The sequence below is a fragment of the Streptomyces prunicolor genome (genome assembly GCF_045162825.1).
Lineage (GTDB): Bacteria > Actinomycetota > Actinomycetes > Streptomycetales > Streptomycetaceae > Streptomyces > Streptomyces prunicolor.
Map to the genome: position 1 here is coordinate 2299304 of NZ_CP108676.1, position 19124 is coordinate 2318427.

The window sequence follows — 19124 nt, forward strand, 5'->3', positions numbered from 1 at the left end:
GTTGTGGCCGGCAGAGGTCAGTCGGCCAGCGCCGCCGGGCGTACCGCCTCCGGTCCGAAGCGTCGACGGGCACGGTCCGCGGCGGCTTCGACCGCGCGGGCGCGGGCGTCTGCCGGATCCATGGAGAGCTGACGGTAGGCACTGCCGGCCGGCCGCAGATCGTCGGCACGGAGTACGAAGGCGCGGACGCGGGCGCGTTGCAGTCCGAGGGAGGTCAACAGGCCCAGGGCGGTGGCGGCGAGGGCGGGTGAGTGGTCGGTGGGTTCCGGCAGGGCGCGGGTGCGCGTGCTGGAGCTGCGGTCGGCGTAGCGGACCGTGAGAGTGAGTCGGCCCGCGAACTGCCTTTCTCCCCGCAGGCGTTGACCGATCCGGTTGGCAAGTCCCAGGACGGCTCGGTGGTGTTGGGCCGGGTCGAGGCAGTCCCGGCTCAGGACCAGGTCGGCGGCCAAGTGCGCCGCCGGTTCCGCGGGGACGACCGGGCGGGGGTCGTGACCGCGGGCGCGCTCGGTCAACAGCCGTGCCTGGCCCGCGCCGAGGAGCCGTTGCAGGGTCGCCGAGGGCAGGTCGGTGAGCTGACCGATGGTGTGCAGGCCGTACCGGTGAAGTGTGTCCGCCGTGGCGCGGCCGATTCCGGGCAGTGCGGTGACCGGTCGGGGGTGCAGCCAGTCGGCGACCCGTTCGGCAGGGACCCAGGTGGTCTCGCCGGGCGCGGACTCATCAGCCGCCATGGCCGCCAGCATGCGGTTGCCCGCGAGGCCTGCGCTGCTGTCGAGGCCGTAGAAGAGCTTCAGTCTGATCATCGCTGTCTGGACCATGTCGTACGGGCGCAGGTCGAAGTACCGGAGCGCCGACGTCAGATCGAGTTGTACGGCGTCGGGCCGAACGGCCTGGACATGGGGCGTGACTCCAGACATCCGCTCGATCGCGTCGTTGTACTGGGCCTCACTCAGCACGTCGTGCAGGTGCAGGTGGGCGATGTGCCGCTGACGCGTAGTCATCCCGCACTCCCGGGGTTCTCCAGATGCCTCAGGGTGTCTCTTTTCCTTGCCGCGGACGGGCTCGTCGGCATGGGCCGCGAGACGCACGCCGTTCGCAGCAGCATGATCATCCGCCTCTCAGTGCTCCGAGGGTTGCCTCTGCACCCCTGAGATCAATATATCGAACACGAATCGAACATCGCCAGGTGGGCGAAGACTGCCCTTGACGTTCGAGCCCCCTGTGACTGAGCGGGCCGAGCTGCGGTTTTCCCGTTCGTCCCTCTTCCGAGAAGGGGGCGTTGTCAGTGGGTGCTGGCAGGGTGCGTGCATGACGGACAGCGAGAGTGCCTGCATGACGCGGATTTTGAGCGGGTTGCCGGCAGCGGCCCGAGAACTGCTGTTGGGGACGGCCTGGGAGTCCCTCCAGCACGCCTACGGTTCCGGTGAGGACATACCGGTCTCCCTGTGCTCCCTCGTGGACGAAGATCCCGAGGTTCGGTCCGAGGCGTTGGCCGCGTTGGACATGGGCGTGCTGCACCAGGGCTCGCTGTACACCGTCACCGCGCCCGCGGCGCTGTTCGTCGCTGCGGTCCTCGACCACCCCGTGGGCCTCGCCGAGCACGAGGGGCACTTCCCGTGGGACGACGGGCCGCCGCGCAGCTTGCGGGCCGCCCTGCTCGGCTGGCTGGGGCAGGTTGCCGAGTCGGCCGCCTACGGGGAGGACCCGGTGCGCGACCGAACCGACTGGCAGTGGGCGCCCTGGCACGACGCGACGCGACGCGAACACGACCCGGACGAGCTCGCCGCACTGCACGCGTGCCGGGAGATACGCCCCACCCTGTACGACGCCGTCGAGCCGTTCCTCTCCTCTCCCGATCCCCACGTCCGCGAGGCCTCGCTCGGCGCCGCAGTGCCGCTCCTCTCCGCCCCAGGGCTCGCCGACCGGGTGCCGCGGGCCGCCACGCTGCTGCGGGCACGGCTGGGCTCCGCGGCGGGGCGACGGGAGCGAGCGAGTGTGGCGCGGGCGCTCGGCGTGTGGCGGATGGACACCTCCGACCTGCTCGCCGATTCCGACCCGGCTGTGCGGGTCTGCGCCGCGCTCGGTCCCGCCCCTGTTGACCGGCCACGCGCTCTCGCTGTCCTCCTCGACGCCCTGCGGGACCCGCGAACGACGGACAGCTGGTTCCCCGAGCCGCTGCCAGGGCTCGACGGGTGGTTCCGGTTCACCGTGCTGCGCTCCGCGCTCGACCTGGCCGAAACCTTCGAGGAGGTGGCACCAGTGGCAGTCGCCATCGTGACCGCCGACGGCACATCGGTCACCGACCACGAACGCGGGCCGATCCTGCTCAGAGCCTTTGCCGGTGGCTACGACCCGACCCACCCGCTCGCCGCCGCCCAACGCGACCTGTTGCGGGCCTTCGTGGACAACGACGAGGCGACGGGCGGCATCTCCGGGAACGTGTTGTGGTTCCGCGCGGCCGGGCTGCCCGAGAACCGGGAGGGCATCGCCGCGTTGCTGTGACCTTGCCCGCCACCGCACCCTGCACCCATGACATTCCCTGCCTGAGGCTGAGCATCGAAGCTGTCCACCCGGGCCATCTACGGAGCACGGTCACACACCCCCCGTTGATGTGCCTGAGCAGTGGATCTGTTGGGCTGTGTGTATATGCCGGGCAGCCGACAGGGCGGGCCGCCTCGGCTTGCTCTCCTGAGCTGTGAAGCCGTCGCGCCGTCGGAGGGGGCCTCTCCGGCTGGAGTGAAACCGGGGAATTACGCTGGCACCCCTTCCGACCGCGCAGGGAGCAACGTGCCTCCGTCCTTCGTCCACCGGATCACCAAGTACGACCCCGCCGACCGTGACGAACACGGCCACTACACCGGTGCCGAGGAGGCGGTCAGTGACCACGGGCCGGTCGAAGCCGCATACCTCGCGGCGATCGCCGCCTTCGCGGAGGCCTCGGGCATCGATCGGCTGGAGATCCGCGAGCCCGCAGTCACCGGTCTCGTCCACTTCGGCATGGAGCCGCCGGATGCGGGACATGGCCTCGGCGGGCTCTTCCCGCCCGACCTCGCCGGCTACCACGACGGGGCCAAGGTCTCCCTTCCGGTCGCCCTGGAGCTGGTCCGGGCCATGCTCCGCGACCAAGGTGCCTGGTGTCGTCTGGAGGTGGGGGACGTGTTCACCGTGCATGTCGGGTGGGACCAGTACGTGTATGTGGGCAGCGACCGGCTCTGCGGGGACGCCGTGGCCCGTACCCGGGAACTCGGCCTCTTCCCGGAACCGATGACGACCTCCCCCTACGCGGCGGAGCTGGAGGAACCGGATGTGACAGAGGCGGCCGACGAGGGGTTCTGGGCGCGCGTGCGCACGGCGCTGGGCTCACGGAAGGCAGTGCTCCTGGAGGAGGGCTACGTCCGCAACGCTGCACGCTTCCACCGCCTCACGCCGGAGAACCTCGACGCGGTGCGTACCGGTCTCGGCCCGCGCGCCCTGCTGACCGTCTGGCCCGACCTGAACCCCGATGTCGGCGCGGTCCTCGCCACGCTGCCAGAAGAGGGATCCGCGGAGTTCGTCTGGGAGGCACAGGACGGGACGATCAGCCACGCGATCGTCGACGACACCGAGTACCGAGAGCTCGCCACCCTGGTGGTCGGCGCCCGGGCGGCCTGCGCCCTGCCCACGTACCTCGACGAACGCCACCCGCTTCTTTGTGCCGCCCTGCCCGACAGCGACGGCGTGCTGCGCGCCCGGTGGTGACCCGGTTCACGCCGGATGACCACAGACCGGCAGTTCGACCGACCCGACGTCCGTGTCCCGGACTTTGCTGCGGCAGTCTCCGACTCGCCCGATCGCCCGGACCCAACTGACCGAGCAACTCAACGAAGTCGAGCGCGTCCCGCGAACGGTCACACCATGACGTCGGCCGAGCATCTCACCGCGCGCTGAACGCGCCCTGCGCGACGCCGTGGAAAGGCTCTTCACCGGTCGCCCCACCCGCACCGACGGCGAACTCACCAAGGACAACCTCTGGCGGGAAGCCGGCGTCAGCCGCGCCACCATGAACCGTGCCACCCACGTGCCGACCGACTGGGGCCACCGCATCGGGCGCAGCCCCGCCCGTCTCCAAGACCGCAGGCAGGCCGAGACCATCGCCGCCTTGTACGCCGAGAACGCCGCTCGCCGTGAGCAGGTCTCAAGCCAGTCGGCGACCGTCGTACCTCTCACGCTCCGACGGTGACCCCACTCGTCGCCAGCCCCATGGGGACGCACCGCATGTCTCGTGAGGCACCTAAAGATCTGGAGAACCGGGGCTGCGATGGCCGAACTTCTTCAGGTCGGCGGAACGGGTGCCCGCGGGCTGAAGGTCGGCGTACGGATGCAGCCGTGCGCCGGCGGTGCCGTCGGCCAGGGTGCGCTGCGGCTGGGCGGGCGTCGGATGCGGGCGGCTCTGGCCGAGGAGGGCGAGTGCCGCCTCCGGGCCGTCGTCCCGACGGGCGCCCGCAATCTCGTCCAGGTCCCAGGCCATGGAACCGACGACCGTACGACGGGTGCCGCGCACCTGGACCGTGCCGCGCACCAGCAGCAGCCCACTGTGGAACACGGTGTACGCGCAGGCCGGATGGGAGTCCTCGAAGAAGGCGAGGTCGACCAGACCCGAGCCGTCCTCCAGGGTGACGAAGATGATCCGCTTGCCGCTCGCGATCGGCGGGGTCTGCGTCGAGGCCCGCACCCCGGCGACCAACACCTGTTGCCCCGCCCGTAGTTCGGCCAGATGCGCCGCGTCCGTCGCGCCGATCTCGCGCAGCAGCCGGTGGTGATGCTCCATCAGATGCCGGGAGACGTCGATGCCGAGCGTGCCCAACTCGGCGCTCAGCGCCTCGCGTCCGGTCAGCTCCGGCAACCCGCTCGGCTCCACTCCCCCAACGGCGCCCGTGTCCATGGGCAGTTGACCGTCCCCCGCGGTCCGGTTGCGGGACTGCCGGTGCAACTCCGCGATCTGGAGCAGGAGATCACGCCGCGTGAGACGGCCGTCGTGCAGACAGGTCAACGCGCCGATCTCCGCGAGGCGTTCGGCGACCGGCCTGCTCGGCCGACCCCGCTGCCAGAAGTCCGACAGCGATCCGTACGGCTGCCCCTCCTCGATCCGCGCGCCCTCCTCCTCGCTGATACCGCGCACCCCGGACAGCGCGAGCCGCACGCCCCACTCCTCCTTCTCGGTCATCTCCACCGTGTGCTTCACCCGGGAGCGGTTGATGTCAACGGGCAGCACCGGCACACCGCGCCGTCGGGCGTCGGACACCAGGACGCGCTTGGGCCACATCCCGGGGTCGTGTTCGAGCAACCCGGCCAGCAGGAACGCCGGATGGTGCGCCTTGAGCCACGCGCTCTGCAGCGCCGGTACGGCGAACGCGACCGCGTGGGCGCGGCAGAAGCCGTACGCCCCGAAGGCCTCGACGGTCCTCCAGACCTCGTCCCGGACGGCCGCGCTGTAGCCACGCGCGCGTGCCTTCTCATGGAACCAGTCCTTGATCCGGGGCAGTTGGTCCTTGTCGCCGAGAGCCCGCCGGGTGATCTCCGCGAAGGCACGCTCGCAGCCGGTCAGTACATGCAGCGTGTCGATGATCTGCTCGTGCCAGATGGTCACGCCGTAGGTGTCGGCGAGCACGGGTTCGAGGTCCCGGTGCGCATATACCGGCGTACCGCCGTGACGCGCGGCGATGTACCGCTCGGGCATACCGCCGGCGACCGGGCCGGGGCGGAAGAGGCTGATGTCGGCGATGACGTCCTGCACGTCACGGGGTTGGAGCCGGGACAACAGGTCCTGCTGGCCCGGGGATTCCAGCTGGAACAGGCCCAGCGTCTGGCTCTCCTGGATGAGCTTGAACGCGAACACGTCGTCGAGCGGCACCTGTTGGGGGTTGTCGAGGTCGATGTGGTTGCCGGTGGCGCGTTCGATCTCGGTGACGGCGTGGGCCATCGCGGACTGCATCCGGACGCCCAGGACGTCGAGTTTGATGTTGCCCAGCGCCTCGATCTCCTCCTTCGCGGCCATCGCCATCGGGTAGTCGCCCTGCGGGGTGGGCTGCACCGGCAGCCGGTCCAGGAGGGTCGCGTCGCTGATGACCACTCCGCAGGGGTGCATGGCCATGCCGTGGACCAGGGAGTCGAGGCCCTCGGCCAGCTCCCACAGCGGCCCGAACCGACCCGCCTCGCCTGCCAGTTGGCGTAGTTCGGGCAGCTCGGCGAGCGCGCTCCTGATGTCGGAGGCGCGTAGATGCGGGAAGCTCTTGGCGATCCGGTCGACGTCGGCCGGGGCGATTCCCAGCGCGAGGCCGGTGTCGCGCAGCGCCCTGCGTGCCCGGTAGGTCTCGGGCATCGCGGTGACCGCCACCCGTTCCTTCCCGAACCGTTCGAAGATCGTGTCGTAGCACTCCAGGCGGCGGGCGGACTCCACGTCGATGTCGATGTCGGGCAGCGATTCGCGGCGGGTGCTCAGGAAGCGTTCGAACAGCAGGCTGTGGTCGAGCGGGTTGGCGGTGGCGATGTCCAGCGCGTGGCAGACCAGCGAACCAGCGCCCGAGCCGCGGGCGGCGACCCGGATGCCCTTGGCCCGGATGTCGGCGACGACCTGGCCGACGGCGAGGAAGTACGCGTCGTAGTTCCAGTGGGAGATGACGGCGAGCTCCTCCTCCAGCCGGTCGAGTGCCGCGCGGTCACGGTCGAGGCCGCGTCGGGCCAGGCCCTCCTCACACCTCAGGCGCAGCAGCCCGGCCGTGCCGCCCGTCTCCGGTCCGGCGCCGAAGAGCGACGGTTCCGGGAAGTGCGGGGCGCCGAGGCCGAGGTCGGCCGCCGGGTCCACTGCGCACCCGGCCGCGGTGTGCGCGGTGTCCGCCATCAGCCGGCGGGCCCGGCGGTCGTCCGCTCCGGCGCACTCGGCGATCATCCGCGCCACGACCGTCATCTCCCTCTCGTCCTTGAGCCAGCGCTGCCCGCTGTCCAGTCGGCGCCGGTCGATGGGGCGCAGCAGCCGGGCCGCGTCCAGGACGTCGGCGAGGCGGTGCTGGTCGGGGTCGGCATAGCGGACGGCGTTGGAGAGCACGGCGGTCGTCCCACTGCGGTCGGCCAGGGCGAGGGTGCGGGCGGCCAGGCGCAGGGAGCCCGGAGCGGTGCCGAAACGATTCTGCGCTACGACCTCCAACCGGACCCCCTTCCCGAAGATCTCCCGCCAGGGCGCCAGCAGCTTCATCGCGACGTCCTCCCGGCCCACCGACAGCGCCCGCACCGGCTCCGAGAGCGGCCCGAGCAGCACGGTCAGCCCGGGGCCGCCGTACTCGCGCAGCGCCTCCCACGGCACCACCGGCGCCGTACCGGACAGGGCGCCCTCGTGCGCCGCCGACGTGATGCGGCACAGTCGCGCCCAGCCCGCCCGGTCCTGGGCGAGCAGGACGAACCGCAGCGGCGGCTCGACCACGTGCGCGCCGCCGCGTGCGGGGGTGCGCGGGCGCTGTGCGGGCGGCGGGGGTGCGAGGGCCTCCACCGCGAGGTCGATGCCGAAGATCGGCCGGATCCCCTCCTTCGTACATGCCTGCGCGAAGCGGACGGCGCCGGTGACCGTGTCCCGGTCGGTGAGCGCGAGCGCCGTCACGCCCCGCTCGGCCGCCCGGCCGACGAGCTGTTCGGGGTGGGAGGCGCCGTAGCGGGCGGAGTAACCGGACGCGACGTGCAGATGGGCGAAGCCCGCCATGCCGCACCTCCATCGCTCCACCCCTTTTCGGCCATCCGCCCGATATGTTCATCGCACGCCCGTTCGATTACTCTAGCCCCATCAGCCCCGGTCAGCGACCTCATTCGAACATGCAAACGATTCCTTGGGGAGGTGCACGGTGGCCGAAAAAGGCGCCGTTCCGTCAGCTCCCCGCCCGGGCCGGGAAGTTGGCGGAGAAATGTTTTCCGAACACATGTACGGCATCCGTTCGGCCCCTTCCCGCCTGCGTGAAGACCCGGCCGCCGAGACCGTGGGGCCATGACAGAGACCCCGGGTGCCGGTACGTCCCGTACGTCCTTCTTCGGTGAGGTGAAGGACGCGGTCACCCTGCGGGCCGGTCTGCTCGTCGTCGGTGTGGTCGCCCTTCAGCTGCTCTTCATCGCCTCCTACGTAGGCGCGCTGCACAACCCGAAGCCCAGGGACGTGGCTTTCGGGGTCGTCGCTCCCCAGGTCACCGCCGAGCAGACGGTGGCCCGGCTGAAGCAGCTGCCCGGCTCACCGCTCGCCCCGCGCGCGGTGTCCGACGCGGCGACCGCGCGGAGGCAGATCCTGGACCGGGACATCGACGGCGCCCTCGTCATCGACACGCGCGGCACCAAGGACACGCTCCTGGTCGCCACCGGCGGTGGCACCGTTCTCGCGACCACCCTGGAGACCATCACCGCCGGCCTGGACAGGACCGAGCAGCGCACGGTCCGGACGGTGGACGTGGCTCCGGCCTCGTCCCAGGACTTCGACGGGCTGTCGTCGTTCTACCTGGTCGTCGGCTGGTGTGTCGGCGGCTATCTGTGCGCCTCGATCCTGGCGATCAGCACCGGCGCCCGGCCCGCCAACCCGCGCCGCGCGGTGATCCGGCTGGTCACCATGGCGCTGGTCGCGATCGTCGGCGGTCTCGGCGGCGCGGTGATCGTAGGGCCGGTCCTGGGCGCGCTGCCGGGGAGCGTCATGGCGTTCTGGGGGCTCGGCGCGCTGATCACGTTCGCCGTGGGGGCGGCGACCCTCGGGCTTCAGGGGGTCTTCGGGGTCGTGGGCATCGGTCTGGCGATCCTGCTGGTGGTGATCGCGGGCAACCCGAGCGCGGGCGGTGCCTTCCCGTTGCCGCTGCTGCCGCCGTTCTGGAACGCGATCGGGCCCGCGCTGCCACCGGGTGCCGGCACCTGGGTGGCACGCTCGATCGCCTACTTCAAGGGCAACGCCGTGACCGGCCCGCTGCTCGTCCTGTCCGCCTGGGCGCTCGCCGGGATCGTGGTCACCCTGCTGGCGGCGACGCTGCGCCGGAAGCACGAGGATCTCCTGGACCGACCCACGTTGTCAGCCCCGTCTGCAACCCTGGACGCATGATCAGCACCCTCGCCGTCGAGAACTACCGCTCCCTGCGCCGCCTGATCGTCCCGCTGACGCGACTGAACGTGATCACGGGGGCGAACGGCACGGGCAAGTCGAGCCTCTACCGCTCGCTGCGCCTGCTCGCCGCGTCCGCGCGCGGCGGCGCCGTCGCCGCGCTCGCGCAGGAGGGCGGGCTGCCGTCAGTGCTGTGGGCGGGCCCGGAGAAGATCAGCCGCGCGGTGCGCGAGGGCCTCCATCCCGTGCAGGGCACGACCCGCTCGGGCCCGGTCAGTCTGCAACTGGGCTTCGCGGGCGACGAGTTCGGGTACGCGGTCGACTTCGGGCATCCCAGCCCCGCCCCCGGTGCGGGCAGCGCCCCCTCCATGTTCAACCTCGACCCGGAGATCAAACGCGAGTCCATCTGGAGCGGCCCCGTCCTGCGTCCGGCCTCCGTCCTCTCCGACCGCGCGGGAGCCGCCGTCAAACTCCGCGGCGCGGGCGGCGGTTGGTCCCGCGCCCACGGCACCCTGCGCCCGTACGACAGCATGCTCGGCGAACTGGCCGACCCGCAGCACGCCCCCGATGTGCTGGCGGTGCGGGAGTTCATCAGGTCCTGGCGGTTCTACGACCATGTCCGCACCGACGCGGACGCGCCGGCCCGGGCCGACCGGATCGGCACCCGGACACCCGTGCTCAGCGGTGACGGCTCCGATCTGGCCGCCGCCCTCCAGACGATCCGGGAGATCGGTGACGGCGAGGCGCTGGACACCGCCGTGGACGCGGCCTTCCCCGGCAGCCGGGTCCACATCGCCGACCTCGGCGGCCGTTTCCAACTCGCCCTGCGCCAGCACGGGTTGCTGCGCGTACTCACCGCCACCGAACTGTCGGACGGCACCCTGCGCTATCTCCTGTGGGCGGCGGCCCTGTTGACGCCCCGGCCACCGTCGCTGCTGGTGTTGAACGAGCCGGAGACGAGCCTCCACCCGGATCTGATCCCACCGCTCGCCGATCTGATCCTCACCGCCACCAAGGACACCCAGATCATCGTGGTCACCCACGCCCGACCGCTCGCGGACGCCCTCCAGAAGGGCGCGATACGGCACCGTCTCGACGTCAACTCCATAGAGCTGGTGAAGGAGTTCGGGCAGACGACGGTGGCGGGCCGCGAGGGCCCGCTCGACGAACCGCTGTGGTACTGGCCCAAGCGCTGAGCCGACCCCCGGTCCGTACGCGAGAGTCCCGCCCCCTCGCGCGGGGGCGGGACCTCACCGTCGTACTACAACCGTCGTACTACAACTGCCGTACTACCGCTGCTCAGCCGATCTCCGCCCCGAAGGTCGACAGCGCCTCGGTGACCGGCTGGAAGAAGGTCTCGCCGCCCGAGGTGCAGTCGCCGCTGCCGCCGGAAGTGAGGCCGATCGCCGCGTCGCCGTCGAACAGCGAGCCGCCGCTGTCACCGGGCTCGGCGCAGACGTCGGTCTGGATGAGGCCGTTGACGATGTCGCCGTTGCCGTAGTTCACGGTGGCGTCCAGGCCGGTGACCGTGCCGGTGTGGACCTGGGTCGTCGAGCCGCTGCGGGTCACCTTCTCGCCGACCGTCGCGGCGGCGGCGTGGGTGATGGCCTGCGAGGAGCCGTCGTAGAGGTCGACCGTACTCGGGTGGGCGACGTCCGAGGTGTACTTGACCAGGCCGAAGTCGTTGTCCGGGAAGCTGGACTGCTCGTTCGTGCCGATCTCGTTGCCGCTGGAGTCGGACCAGGTGGAGATGGCCTCGGTGCAGTGCCCGGCGGTGATGAAGTACGGCTGGCCGCCCTTGACCACGTTGAAGCCGAGCGAACAGCGCCCGCCCGAGCCGGAGATGGCGTCGCCACCTGCGATGAAGGGCTTGAACTCCCCCTTGGTGCGCTGCAGTTCGGCCCTGCCGCCGAGTCCGTCGACGACCTTGGTGAGCTTGGTCCACTCGGCGTCGGAGACCGTGCGGTCGGCGGTGACGACGACCTTGTTGGTGGTGGGGTCGGTCGCCCATGAGGTGCCGGGGATGGTCGCGTCCTGCTTGAGGGTCGTCCGGGCGCTCGTCAGCTCCGCGAGGGAGTTCTCGACGATTCTCGCCTTGGCGCCGGCCGCCTCGACGGTGTGGGCCGCGCTCTCGTCGAGCACGTTGACCACGAGGCTCTTGGTCTTCGCGTCGTAGAACGTGCCGGCCGCGTCGGTGCCGAGGCTCTTGCCGAGCGTCGAGGCGAGCTTTCCGGCCGCGAGGGCCGAGAGGGTGTGGGGTGCGGCCGCCTGCGAGGTCTCGCTGGCGTTCGCACTCTGCAAGGTGACTCCCGCGACGACCAGTGCGGCTATGCCCGCGCCTGCCACGGCCACCCGTCGCCCGGGTATGCGTCGGTGCTTCAACTCGTGTCCTCCTGTGGGGGGGTCGGCCCGCCAGGTTATGGGGACCCGACCAGCCGAAAGGTAGGTTGACGAGCGCCTACTCTTCCTAATCTCACAGGGAGCGCACAAGGTCGACTTCAGGTCGTGCGGGGAACGCGGTTGCACGCCCCCTCGACTTGAATGTTCACGGTCACCCCAGGCCGTTCGCACTGCAAACACTGGGCGCGAGCACCGCTCATCAGCCGGTGAGGTCTAGTCCTGTCTTGAAATCGCCCCGTCGGAGTCCGGATCCGACTGAGGCTCGGCGGGCGGAAGTTGCTCCTGCACCGGTTGCGGCGCCACAGCGGCAACCGGCGCCGCGGACGCAACGGGTGCCGCGGGAACAACAGGCGCTACGGGCGCGGCCGGTGCGGCCGGAGCCGGGGCCGCGCGCTCCAGGAAGCGCAGCAGCTCGACCGGGAAGGGCAGCACGAGCGTCGAGTTCTTCTCGGCCGCGACCGCCACCACCGTTTGCAGCAGCCGGAGTTGGAGCGCGGCGGGCTGCTCCGACATCTGCTCGGCGGCCTCGGCGAGTTTCTTCGAGGCCTGCAACTCGGCGTCCGCGTTGATGATCCGGGCCCGCCGCTCACGGTCGGCCTCGGCCTGCCGGGCCATCGAGCGCTTCATCGTCTCCGGCAGCGACACGTCCTTGATCTCGACCCGGTCGATCTGCACACCCCAGCCGATGGAGGGGCTGTCGATCATCAACTCCAGGCCCTGGTTGAGCTTTTCGCGGTTGGAGAGCAGATCGTCGAGGTCGCTCTTGCCGATGATCGACCGCAGCGAGGTCTGCGCCATCTGCGAGACGGCGAACCGGTAGTCCTCGACCTGCACCAACGCGTCCGCCGCATCGACGACCTTGAAATAGACGACGGCGTCCACCCGCACGGTCACGTTGTCGCGGGTGATGCCCTCCTGCGCGGGCACGGGCATCGTCACGATCTGCATGTTGACCTTGCGGAGCTTGTCCACGAACGGGACGACCATCGTGAAGCCGGCCCCGCGCACTTCGGGCCGCAGCCTGCCGAGCCGGAACACCACACCCCGCTCGTACTGTTTGACGACCCGCGCCGCCGCCATCGTGTACACCACTGCGACGGACGCGAGTGTCACTCCCGCCGTCACCAGCTCCTCGACCATCACGGCCCCCCAGGGTCCGACGTGGCGCATCAGGTGCCTTCTCCGATACCCACGACGGTAACTCCGTGCACCGCACAAGAGCGAGCCCCCGCACGCCAGTTGCGTACGGGGGCTCACCCGCTGCCGGCTGCAGTCCGGAGCGGAAGTGATTCAGGCGGGCGTCAGCCGACGCTCACGCCGTAGTAGCTCAGCGCCTCGGTGACCGGCTGGAAGAAGGTCGTCCCGCCGGAGGTGCAGTTGCCGCTGCCACCCGAGGTCAGACCGTAGGCCACGGTGCCGGAGTACAGGGGCCCGCCACTGTCGCCGCCCTCGGCGCAGACGGTGGTCTGGATCATCTGGTACACCACGTCGCCGCTGCCGTAGTTGACGGTGGCGTTCAGTGCCGTGACCCGGCCGCTGTGCGTGCCGGTGGTGGAGCCACGACGGTAGACGGTCGTGCCCACGCTCGGCGTGGCCGCGCTGGAGATGGTCTGGGTGCCGACCGTGCTCGGGTGCGCGGCCGAGCCGGTGTAGCGCACCAGCGCGAAGTCGTTGGTCGGGAAGCTGTAGCCGACGTTGGTGCCCAGCACCGTGCTCTGACCGGAGTTGGAGTACCAGGTGGAGGCGACCTCACCGCAGTGGCCGGCGGTCAGGAAGTAGTACGTGCTCCCGCTGTGCACGTTGAAGCCGAGCGAGCAGCGGTAGCCGCCGCCGTAGATGGCGTCGCCGCCGGTGATCAGCCGCTTGAACTGACCCGCCGTGTGCTTGATGGTGAGCGCGCCGGCGGTACTGCCCGCCTGCGACTTGATCTTCGCGATCTCGGCCTGGGAGACCGTGCTGTCGACGGTGACGACGACACGGTTCGTCTTGCTGTCGACCGCCCAGGCGGTGCCCGGGACATCGGCCTTGAGCACGGACGAGTTGGCCGTGGAGAGCTGCGTCGCGCTGAACGTCTGCGCATCGCTGGCGCTCGCGGTGGGGACGGCGAACGCGGCAGCGGCGGCGAATCCGGTGGCCACGGCGATCAGCCTGGTCCGTCTCGCGATTCCGCTGCGGGGGGTGGTGCGCTTGATCCTCACGTTTCGTTCCCTCCTAGGGGAATTCGGGGGCCCGCGTGGGGTCGGGGCCCGTGAGGCGCAGTCAGGGTCGGCCGTCCGGTTTTCGAACACGCCGTGCTCCTGACAAGCGCTGTGGGGGAGTATTCGGCCGCCCGCCCGATGGGCGCAAGGGCGCCTTTCGGCCGTACGACCTTCAACTGGCCCACGATCTACGCGAGTTGATCACCCGAACGCAGTGGGCCGAAAACCGGCCCGCCGCAGGTCAGCGCCCCACCTGCCGAAGGATGCGCTCCCCCGCCTCGATCGCGAGGCCCAGCGTATTCCCGGGCGGCGGGAAAGGGCAGATGAAATGGTCGGCGAACGCGCACGGCGGGAGCACGGACCGGTTGAAGTCGACCGTCGTGCGCCCCTCGTCATCGGGCGCCGCCGGGTACAGGAACCGGAACCGGTAACTGCCCTCCCCGCTCGTGGAGTCGGCGAACACCGCCCACAACTTCCCGTCGGCCTGCACCCCCACCTGCAACGTCGCCTCCAACCCGTCGAGCCGGAAAGCGAGTTCACCCGCGAGCCCGAGCCCACGTTCGACACCGTCTGCCGCGTCGACCCGCACGGTGCGCCGCGTGTCGTACGGCGTGAAGCGCCCCGGCACCGACCAGCGAGGGTCGTACGGCGTGACCTCGACGCCCCGGAACGCGCGGTGCGCCGCCGAGCCGGGGTCGTAGTCCCGCACGCACCAGGCGCCCTCACGGATCAGGACGGCCAGCCGGCGCTCGCCGAGGCCGACGCGGGCCGTGCTCACCGAGCCGGTGTCCACGCCGAGGCGGACCGAGCCGGTGAAGGGTTCCCCGTCGAGGGTCAGTCCGTCGGCCGCCGACGCGGTGAGGACCACCAGGCCGGCGTCACCGTCGAGGACCCATACGCCGGGGATGCCCGGAAGCCGGCCGTCCGGATGGTCCTCCAGCCAGTGCGTGCCGGTGAGGGCGAGGGGCCCGTAGGGAGCCGACACGGTCTCCATCCGCCGCTCGTGCCACTGCTGCCACTCGTCGGCCGCGTCCGAGGTCATGCCGTCAGCTCCATCGTCGTGCGCTCAACCCTGTCGTCGTGCGGTCACCCCTTCCCCGCCGGGTCGGGGAGCCCGAGATGTGAGCGCAGGGTCGTGCCCCGGTATTCCGTGCGGAACGCGCCGCGTTCCTGGAGCAGCGGCACCACCCGGTCCACGAACTCGTCGAGGCCGCCCGGAGTGAGATGCGGGACGAGGATGAAGCCGTCGGCGGCGTCCTGTCGAACGAAGGTCTCCAGCTCGGCGGCGACCGCCTCCGGGGTGCCGATGAAGGACTGCCGGCCGCTCGCCTCGATCACGGTCTGCTGGATGGACAGCCCCTTCTCGCGGGACAGCGCCCGCCACTTCTCGGCCATCGCGACGGTGTCACCGCGCCGGGTCCGCCCCTGGGTGAGCGACGCATCCGGCACCGGGTCGAAGTCGGGGAACGGGCCGTCGGGGTCGTACGAGGAGAGGTCCGTGCCCCAGATCTGTTCCAGGGCGAGGATCGCGTTCTGCGGGGAGACCTGCTGCCGCCGGATCTCGGCGGCCCGCTCCTGCGCCTCGGCCGCGGTGTCGCCGAGGACGACGCTGACGCCGGGCATGATCTTGAGCTCGTCCACGCTACGGCCGTACTTCGCGAGGCGTCCCTTCACGTCGGCGTAGAAGGCACGACCGTCCTCCAGCGTGCCGTGCCGCGTGAAGATGACGTCGGCCGTCCGCGCCGCGAACTCCCGCCCCTCCCCCGAGTCCCCGGCCTGGATGACGACCGGGTGCCCCTGCGGTGAGCGCGGCACGGTGAACTCGCCCGCGATGTCGAAGTGTTGACCCCGGTGGGCGAAGGGACGGGACAGCCCGTCGGGGGTCCAGGAGTCCCACAACTCCCTTGCTACGGCTACGAATTCGGCCGCCCGTGCGTAGCGCTCCGCACGATCCAGATATCCCCCGCGCCGGAAGTTCGCGCCGGTGAAGGCGTCGGAGGAGGTCACCACGTTCCAGGCGGCCCGGCCGCCGCTGAGGTGGTCCAACGTGGCGAGTCTGCGGGCGAGTTCGTAGGGCTCGTTGAAGGTCGCGTTGACCGTGGCGGCCAGCCCGATGCGCGAGGTGACAGCGGCTAGCGCGTTCAGGACGGTGAGGGACTCCGGGCGTCCGACGACGTCCAAGTCGTGGATACGGCCCTTGTGTTCGCGCAGTCGCAGCCCCTCGGCTAGGAAGAAGAAGTCGAAGAGGCCGCGTTCGGCGGTGCGGGCGAGATGCTCGAAGGAGGAGAAGCCGATCTGGGACTTCGACCGCGGATCGGCCCACACGGTGGTGCTGTTGACGCCGGGGAAGTGCGCCGCCAGATGGATCTTCCTGCGTGGCCGTACGGTCATGACGCTCCCCCCGTCACGGCGTACTGGTTGGCGGGCCGGGCCAGGCCCAGGTGCTCCCTGAGCGTGCTGCCCGGGTAGAACGTGCGGAACAGGCCCCGGTGTTGGAGCAGCGCCACCGTGCCGTTGACGAGCCGCTCCAGGTCGCGGCGGGGTTCGACGGGGGTGAGGTGGAAGCCGTCGACGGTACGGTCGCCGTGCCAGCCGGCGATCAGCTCCGCGAGGTCGACGGGACCGCCCCGGTACAGCGGGCCGTGCGCGGTCTGCCGGGGGCCGCCTCCGCCGTGACCCGGCTCGGCCGCGTGCTCGCCGTCGCCGAGGTCGACGACGAGGCTCACCAGGACCCGCAGGGTGTCGGGATCCCGGCCGAACTTCTCGGCGGACGCCCGCAGTTCGGCCCGTACGGCGCCGGCCTGCGCGGAACTCGCCGCGCGGACGAGGGCCACATCGGCGTACCGGGCGGCCGTCCGCCGGGCCTGGCCCTCGGTGGCGTCGACCACGCGGACCGGGTGGCCCTGCGGTGGTCTGGGCACGATCGAGGGGCCCTTGACGGAGAACTCCGAGCCCTCGAAGTCGACGTGATGCAGTTTGTCGCGGTCGACGAAACGGCCGGTGACGGTGTCCCGTATCTCGGCGTCGTCCTCCCAGCTGTCCCACAACTGGGCGGCCACTTCAGCGACTTCACCGGCTTCCGCCCACAACGCGTCGGCGGGCGCGGCATGTCGGCGGCCGAAGAGGCGGGCCTCGCCCTCGGTGGTCGACACATCGAGCCGCCAGCCGGCCCGGCCCCGGCTGACCCAGTCGAGGGTCGCGACCGCGGCCTGCACATGGAAGGGCTCGGTGTGCGTGACGGTCACCGTGGGCACCAGACCGATCCGGCTGGTCACCGGGGCGACCCGGGACAGGACGGCGAGGGCGTCGGGTCCTGGCCGCGCGAAGGTGTCGTCGAGCGTCACGAAGTCGAGGCCGCCGCTCTCGGCGAGCCGCGCCAACTCGACGTAGGAGTCGGCGTCGTAGGCCGACCGCTGGTCGACGGCGGCGGCCAGATGCAGGCCCCGGCCGTGCGAGGAGGTCATGGGAGGAAAGCCTTCCTGTCGTTCGGGAGCAGAGCACCTCGGAGAGGGCCAAGTCCTCGATGAGACGCGGGACTTCACAAGCTCGGGACTTCACAAGCTCGGGGCTACGCGGAGGCCTGACACGCGAGGTCCCGCAGGAACGCCAGCACGGCCCGTGCGGTGGCGTCGTTCTGCCGGAAGGCGGGGCCGCCGGTGCGCGGCCGGGTGAACGCGCCGGGCGTCCGTACGTCGGTGTAGGGCCCGAGCGCGAACCGCCGGGGGTGCGGCTGTCCGTCCCGGTCGAGGATCCGCCCGTCGGTGCGGTCCACCCGCAGCAGCCCTTCGGGAGTCTCCACCACGGCCCCGTCGGCGTGCAGTTGACGCAGCAGCGGATCGACGGACCGCCCCACCGTGGGCTCGGGCAGCCGCGCCTCGACCAGCGCCCGCGCCTCGATCGTCACGCCGGGCACGGTCGCGCTCGACGCCCGGAACACCCCGTCCTCGGCCGCTACGGCCATGTCCGCGCCGACGAACCGCACGAGGCCGGCCCGGGACAGCGCGAGCAGTTGGCGCAGCCGGGGTCCGGGCGGCCCGGAGGCGAGATAGCTGAAGAAGCCGTGCCACCAGGGCCCGACGTCACCGAGCCGGATCAACTGCACGTAGACGGAGAGCAGTCCGAGGAAGACCGCCAAGTCCGGGCTGTTGGAGGGATCGTGACGGCGACTCAGATCGCCCTCGATGTAGGCCCGTAGCCCGTCCTGGAACTCCTCCTCCGACGCGTACCGCACCCCGTCCAGCGGACGGTCGAGTGCCGCGAGGTCGAGCCGGTCGGCGGGGTCGGGCACCGCGGACGCCACGAGGGCCTCGCGCTCCGCCGCCTCACCGGCCGCGTACTTCTCCTCGAAGTCGGTCCAGGCGATCGCCGTCCGCTCGGGGTGCACACCGAACAGCCGGTGATAGTGCGCGAACCCCAACTCCTTCTCGATCAGCGGCCATACGTCCCGCTGGAAGTCGAAGCCCCCCGGCAACGCGAGTATCGCGTCGACCTCGGCGGGCCCGAAGAACCGTGGCAACGGCGGCCGTTCACCGCTCCACTCGTAACCGATCTTCGAGTGGTACGGCACTCCGCGCCGCGACCCGACGTACAGCACCGGCTCCTGCCCCGAGGGGACGTAGGTGTCACCGTCGTAGCGTCCGCCACGGCCCTCCGTGAGCAGCACCATCAGGTCGACGAAGGCGAGGCCGAAGCCGCGGACGAGGACGGGTTCGCCGGGGGCGAGGGAGGTCAGGTCGCTGTCGGCGGTGAAGTCGGGCGGCAGATGGACGAGGTCGTGGGCGCGCGCGTACGCCGCCAACTCGCGCTGGTCCTCGTCGAGTTCGGCGTCGAGGTGGCCGAGGGCGAGGACGACGAGGTCGGCGAGGAGTGGGTCCGGGCTGCCCTCCAGCCACACCTGCTGGCGTCCGTCGCGCGGGCCGCTCACCCGGAGGGCGCGTCGCGGGTGGTGGTGGACGGTGACGCCCGGCGGCAGCGCGGCGACGGCTTCCTCGTGCACCCAGCGCAGGTAGGAGCCCTGGAGCTGGCGGTCGGCGAAGGTGCTGCCCTCGATGGCGGCCCATTCGTGCAGCGTGGGACCGGGGCGCACCGGACCCACCATGACCACCGTCTCGTCGGTGAACATGGTGACGTCCTCGGCATGCGAGTTCATCCACAGCAGCGGGGACTGGGCCGCGCGCCAGATGCGGCCGGCGCCCGGCGGATGGGGGTCGACGAGGTGGATGTCGAGACCCGAACCGTCGTACAGATCAACGGCGTTGGCCGCGATGCGCTCGATGAGACCGGTCCCCCGCGGCCCGGCGCCGACGATCACGAGTGAGAGCCTTGTGGTCGGGGAGGCGGATACGGGGGTGGGAATGTCGGAAGACATGCGAAGACTCCGTGACGTGAGCAACACGGGCGAATGCCTTCACACAGGGCGCCTGGCGGCACCGTACGGCCGA

14 protein-coding genes are annotated in these 19124 nt (G+C 71.0%); 5 read left to right on the top strand and 9 right to left on the bottom strand.

Annotated features, from left to right (window positions below):
• Positions 1-17 precede the first annotated feature (17 nt).
• Complete coding sequence (locus OG588_RS10290) at positions 18-998, bottom strand: DNA polymerase thumb domain-containing protein (RefSeq protein ID WP_405947015.1); 981 nt, start codon at positions 996-998, stop codon at positions 18-20.
• 307 nt (positions 999-1305) lie between these two features.
• On the opposite strand from OG588_RS10290, the gene OG588_RS10295 reads away from it, so the two are divergent.
• The 3 genes from OG588_RS10295 to OG588_RS10305 all read left to right on the top strand — a co-directional run bounded on the left by OG588_RS10295 (position 1306) and on the right by OG588_RS10305 (position 4216).
• Positions 1306-2499 (top strand): hypothetical protein, encoded by a 1194-nt coding sequence (locus tag OG588_RS10295; RefSeq protein WP_405947016.1) that lies wholly within the window; start codon positions 1306-1308, stop codon positions 2497-2499.
• 285 nt (positions 2500-2784) lie between these two features.
• Positions 2785-3735 carry an RNA-binding protein gene (locus tag OG588_RS10300; RefSeq protein WP_405947017.1) on the top strand — a complete coding sequence of 317 codons (951 nt, stop codon included), beginning with the start codon at positions 2785-2787 and terminating at the stop codon, positions 3733-3735.
• Positions 3736-3943: 208 nt separating this feature from the next.
• Positions 3944-4216 carry a hypothetical protein gene (locus OG588_RS10305; protein WP_405947018.1) on the top strand — a complete coding sequence of 91 codons (273 nt, stop codon included), beginning with the start codon at positions 3944-3946 and terminating at the stop codon, positions 4214-4216.
• A gap of 51 nt (positions 4217-4267) precedes the next feature.
• Here the strand turns inward: OG588_RS10305 and OG588_RS10310 are convergent, their stop codons facing one another.
• Entirely contained in the window at positions 4268-7723 is a 3456-nt protein-coding gene (locus OG588_RS10310) for a DNA polymerase III subunit alpha (protein WP_405947019.1), read from the bottom strand.
• A gap of 279 nt (positions 7724-8002) precedes the next feature.
• Between OG588_RS10310 and OG588_RS10315 the strand changes: the two genes are divergently transcribed.
• Both OG588_RS10315 and OG588_RS10320 read left to right on the top strand, forming a co-directional pair.
• A complete protein-coding gene (locus OG588_RS10315; RefSeq protein WP_405947020.1) occupies positions 8003-9085 on the top strand; it encodes a DUF3533 domain-containing protein in 1083 nt (360 codons plus the stop codon).
• Positions 9082-10281, top strand: coding sequence for an AAA family ATPase (locus tag OG588_RS10320; RefSeq protein WP_405947021.1), 1200 nt, complete (start codon positions 9082-9084; stop codon positions 10279-10281). The genes OG588_RS10315 and OG588_RS10320 overlap by 4 nt, the downstream gene beginning before the upstream one ends.
• Before the next feature lie 103 nt (positions 10282-10384).
• Here the strand turns inward: OG588_RS10320 and OG588_RS10325 are convergent, their stop codons facing one another.
• The 7 genes from OG588_RS10325 to OG588_RS10355 all read right to left on the bottom strand — a co-directional run bounded on the left by OG588_RS10325 (position 10385) and on the right by OG588_RS10355 (position 19051).
• Positions 10385-11467: a S1 family peptidase gene (locus tag OG588_RS10325; protein ID WP_405947022.1), complete on the bottom strand. Its 1083-nt coding sequence runs from the start codon at positions 11465-11467 to the stop codon at positions 10385-10387.
• 231 nt (positions 11468-11698) lie between these two features.
• Complete coding sequence (locus OG588_RS10330) at positions 11699-12625, bottom strand: slipin family protein (RefSeq protein ID WP_405953084.1); 927 nt, start codon at positions 12623-12625, stop codon at positions 11699-11701.
• Between the two features lie 161 nt (positions 12626-12786).
• Positions 12787-13683, bottom strand: coding sequence for a S1 family peptidase (locus OG588_RS10335; protein WP_405947023.1), 897 nt, complete (start codon positions 13681-13683; stop codon positions 12787-12789).
• A 241-nt stretch (positions 13684-13924) separates the two neighbouring features.
• On the bottom strand, positions 13925-14725 hold the full coding sequence (locus OG588_RS10340; protein WP_405947024.1) for a DUF1684 domain-containing protein: 801 nt from the start codon (positions 14723-14725) through the stop codon (positions 13925-13927).
• Between the two features lie 44 nt (positions 14726-14769).
• Positions 14770-16074 (bottom strand): NtaA/DmoA family FMN-dependent monooxygenase, encoded by a 1305-nt coding sequence (locus OG588_RS10345; protein WP_405947025.1) that lies wholly within the window; start codon positions 16072-16074, stop codon positions 14770-14772.
• Positions 16071-17147, bottom strand: coding sequence for an LLM class flavin-dependent oxidoreductase (locus tag OG588_RS10350; protein WP_405947026.1), 1077 nt, complete (start codon positions 17145-17147; stop codon positions 16071-16073). Before OG588_RS10350 ends, OG588_RS10345 begins: the two co-directional genes overlap by 4 nt.
• Positions 17148-17251: 104 nt before the next feature.
• Positions 17252-19051 (bottom strand): FAD/NAD(P)-binding protein, encoded by a 1800-nt coding sequence (locus OG588_RS10355; protein WP_405947027.1) that lies wholly within the window; start codon positions 19049-19051, stop codon positions 17252-17254.
• Between the last annotated feature and the right edge of the window lie 73 nt (positions 19052-19124).

What these genes read in the sequence shown, in the direction of transcription:
- OG588_RS10290 (WP_405947015.1), bottom strand. Translation starts at nt 998, where the DNA reads ATGACTACGCGTCAGCGGCACATCGCCCACCTGCACCTGCACGACGTG.
- OG588_RS10295 (WP_405947016.1), top strand. Translation starts at nt 1,306, where the DNA reads ATGACGGACAGCGAGAGTGCCTGCATGACGCGGATTTTGAGCGGGTTG.
- OG588_RS10310 (WP_405947019.1), bottom strand. Translation starts at nt 7,723, where the DNA reads ATGGCGGGCTTCGCCCATCTGCACGTCGCGTCCGGTTACTCCGCCCGC.
- OG588_RS10315 (WP_405947020.1), top strand. Translation starts at nt 8,003, where the DNA reads ATGACAGAGACCCCGGGTGCCGGTACGTCCCGTACGTCCTTCTTCGGT.
- OG588_RS10320 (WP_405947021.1), top strand. Translation starts at nt 9,082, where the DNA reads ATGATCAGCACCCTCGCCGTCGAGAACTACCGCTCCCTGCGCCGCCTG.
- OG588_RS10330 (WP_405953084.1), bottom strand. Translation starts at nt 12,625, where the DNA reads ATGGTCGAGGAGCTGGTGACGGCGGGAGTGACACTCGCGTCCGTCGCA.
- OG588_RS10340 (WP_405947024.1), bottom strand. Translation starts at nt 14,725, where the DNA reads ATGACCTCGGACGCGGCCGACGAGTGGCAGCAGTGGCACGAGCGGCGG.
- OG588_RS10345 (WP_405947025.1), bottom strand. Translation starts at nt 16,074, where the DNA reads ATGACCGTACGGCCACGCAGGAAGATCCATCTGGCGGCGCACTTCCCC.
- OG588_RS10350 (WP_405947026.1), bottom strand. Translation starts at nt 17,147, where the DNA reads ATGACCTCCTCGCACGGCCGGGGCCTGCATCTGGCCGCCGCCGTCGAC.
- OG588_RS10355 (WP_405947027.1), bottom strand. Translation starts at nt 19,051, where the DNA reads ATGTCTTCCGACATTCCCACCCCCGTATCCGCCTCCCCGACCACAAGG.